Raw genomic sequence first — 2,832 nt, forward strand, 5'->3', positions numbered from 1 at the left:
GTCCGGGTGGGTCATGGGCCGAAGTTCCTTTCGGGCCTTGCGGATCAGGTCGAGGGTCGCGGCGCCGGTCGGCGCTTCCACCCGCAGCCGATCGTGGGGTCTTCCCCGCGGGCCGCCGGGATCAGATGGCGCCGAACTCGCCCGCGGCGGTCGCGGTGGCGAAGGACTTCCACGCCTCGGCCGGGAAGGCGCGCACCGCCCCCTCGGGGTCCGTGGAGTCGCGGACGGGGACGACGCCGGGAAAGCTGGCCGAGACCTCCGCGCAGGAACCGCCGTTACCGGAGTGCGACGACTTGGACCAGGACGCGCGGGACAGGTCGGGGCGGGGCATGGGGCGAAGTTCCTTTCGGGCCTTGTGGATCAGGTCGAGGGGTGCGGTGCTGGTCGGCGCTTCCACTTGCGGCCGATCGCAGGCCCTTTCCCATGCCCTCGCGGTCTTGTCCTCCCGTGCTACGTGACCATTGTCCGCAGCTTCCGCGTCACCGACGACAGAACGGTCGGCGAACGTCAACACAGTGATGAAGGATCAAAACGGAGCGTGCTCGGCCAGGCTGAACGGGGCCACCTGGAAGATCACTTGGGGTTTGGTCGCCAGCTCTGCCGGGTGATCGAGCTGCGCGCGCGTGGTCTCGGCGCCGCCCACCGGGCGGCGGATTCCGCTCTCGTCTATCACCGCGTGGACGACCGGCGGCTGCGCGCGCCTGAGGAGCCGCTGCCGCGTGATGAGGAACTTCACGCGTTCCTCGGCCTGGTCCTGCGTGCTGGTTCCGCGCCGCACCGCAGCCGCTTCAATCGCGGAGGCGTAGGCCTTGGTCTGAAAGAGCCCGGGGATGAGGTTCGGTTCGAAGATCCTGATCTCGGCGGCACGGGCCTCCTGCGCGGCGTGTTCGGGGAAGCCCTCCAGGAACCCCTTCCGCCTCATCCCGACCCGCATCAACTCCAGCGTCTGCCCCGTCCCCAGCGCCTTGTCGGCGGCCCTGACGAAGGCCGGGCTGGTGGACTTGCGGCCGGTTTCGACCGCCGGGATGTAGCTGTCCGAGTACCCCATCGCCGCGGCCAGGTCCTGCTGGGTCCAGCCCAGCGACTCGCGCGAACTGCGAAGCGGCGCACCGAAGGACTCGCGCGGGGATGCCGTTGGATCAAGCCACAGCGACCACATCCGCAAGTACCTGTGGGGAGACCACTTCTGGTCCCCGTCCTACTTCGCCGCGTCCTGCGGTGGTGCCCCGCTGTCGATCATCAAGGAGTACATCGAGAACCAGAAGCGCCCCGACTGAGAGAGGCGCAGGCCCGGAGCGATGCGGCGGCGCTCCGCGCCGCCCAGCTCAGGGAAGCCATTCCTCCCGATGGCTAAAGCCACGGGATTCCTGGCTAGATCGCGTTGAACGGTCGCCCGGCATAGCCCACAGTAGGCACCCTCGGTATCCAAGCGGCTACGGAGAGGAGTTGGCCGTGAGCGGCTCCCGTGTCCCCGACCATCCCCTTCCAGGGCGTCCTGTACCTGGCCGGGAACAGCCGCGCCTTCCCCGGGCGCGAGTTGAACCTGTGCGAGTCCTGCGCCAAGGCCTTCAACTGGGCCGTCGCCCTGATCGTCGTGGACGACGAGGCCACCACCAAGGGGCCCGAGCACCGGCCCGTGCTCCAGGCCGCGCTCCAGCGCCTGCGGGACAGCCGGGCCGGCGCGATCCTCGTCCCGAACAGGTCGACGATCTCCCCGATCGACGGCGAGTTCCACGAGTTCGCCGAACGCGTGGAGAAGGCCTGCGCCGTCATCCAGGTGGCGGCGCCGCGATGACCCCCCCGCTACACCGTCGCCCCGGCCGACGCCTCCCGCCGGGCCTGGATCGTCCGCGACCGTGTCACCGGCCGCCCCGTCAAGGCCCTGCCGCCCGCCGAAGAACCCCTGCGCTTCTACTCGTTCGCCCGCGCCCAGGCATGGGTCCGCAGGAACAGCCCGGCCCCGGAGCCCGCGTGATGACCACTGATCCCCGCCGACGTCGAGATCCGCCTGATCGACTCCCGCAGCCCCCACTTCCTCCTCCTGGAGTGCTGGGGCCTGTGGGACCGCGAACGCCGAGAGTACCTGCGCGCGCCCGGCTCCTCTGACCGGATCAGACGCTTCTGCACCCGCGCCGCCGCCGAGCCCTTCCGGCGCCACCGAACACCCGACCGGCCACCGGCGCAAGGAAGTTGACCCCCCGTGGTTTCCAGGAGGCTTTCCACCCCCCTGCCGGTCGCGCGGCGCCACCCGCGGAACGTTCCCGTGCGCCGGCCGCCACGCGCGGCCCGAAGCCGCGCCGCCGCGCGGGAGGCCGACCGGCCCGACGCCCTGCGCGGGGCGGCGGCGCGGCGCTTCGCCGTTCGGGGCGGCCCCAGGTGTGCTGCCGCCCGCCCTGTCCGGACACCCCCGGCCCCCGGCCGTGGCCGGCCTCGCCGTCCGCCCGCGCCGGTCGTCGGGCCTGTGCCGCGTGAGAAGTCGGCCGGTCCGACATCCCGCGCGGGGCAGTGGTACGCCTTGGGGGCGGTGAGTCTTTCGCGGTGCGCCGCGCCGCTGTTCGAGGTGGCCCGGTGTGTGCCGGCGCTCGCGCTGTCGGCCGCCTCCGGATGGTGGCCGCCCCGGCCGGCCGGGGCTGTCTCCGCTGCTGACCGCCGGGTCCCGTCGGTGGCTCGGCGCGAGAAGTCGGCCGGTTCGGCTTCCTGCGCGGGGGGAGCGGTGCGGGGCCGGGGGTGGCGGCCGCTTGCCGGATGCCGGTCGGGGTGTGCTGGCACGTGGGAGGCCGGTGGTGCCAACTTTCCGTGTGTGCCGGGGTTCTCCGCTGCCGGGTCCCGGCG

General features: G+C 72.3%; 3 protein-coding genes and 1 pseudogene. 2 read left to right on the plus strand and 2 right to left on the minus strand.

The features are described 5' to 3' along the window. Positions 1 to 121: 121 nt before the first annotated feature. Positions 122 to 331: a DUF397 domain-containing protein gene (locus J0670_RS34855; RefSeq protein WP_207816481.1), complete on the minus strand. Its 210-nt coding sequence runs from the start codon at positions 329 to 331 to the stop codon at positions 122 to 124. Positions 332 to 526: 195 nt separating this feature from the next. After that, a complete protein-coding gene (locus J0670_RS34860) occupies positions 527 to 1,159 on the minus strand; it encodes a helix-turn-helix transcriptional regulator (protein WP_207816482.1) in 633 nt (210 codons plus the stop codon). A 19-nt stretch (positions 1,160 to 1,178) separates the two neighbouring features. On the opposite strand from J0670_RS34860, the pseudogene J0670_RS34865 reads away from it, so the two are divergent. Both J0670_RS34865 and J0670_RS34870 read left to right on the plus strand, forming a co-directional pair. Next, positions 1,179 to 1,277 (plus strand): annotated as a pseudogene (locus J0670_RS34865) (transposase); the annotation flags it as partial. Positions 1,278 to 1,465: 188 nt separating this feature from the next. Beyond that, a complete protein-coding gene (locus tag J0670_RS34870) occupies positions 1,466 to 1,795 on the plus strand; it encodes a hypothetical protein (RefSeq protein WP_207816484.1) in 330 nt (109 codons plus the stop codon). Positions 1,796 to 2,832: the final 1,037 nt, after the last annotated feature.

The sequence above is a fragment of the Streptomyces sp. FH025 genome (genome assembly GCF_017427025.1).
In the GTDB taxonomy this organism is placed as follows: Bacteria; Actinomycetota; Actinomycetes; order Streptomycetales; family Streptomycetaceae; genus Kitasatospora.

Coding starts and splice junctions, on each gene's coding strand:
- J0670_RS34860 (WP_207816482.1), bottom strand. CDS start 1,159: ATGTGGTCGCTGTGGCTTGATCCAACGGCATCCCCGCGCGAGTCCTTC.
- J0670_RS34855 (WP_207816481.1), bottom strand. CDS start 331: ATGCCCCGCCCCGACCTGTCCCGCGCGTCCTGGTCCAAGTCGTCGCAC.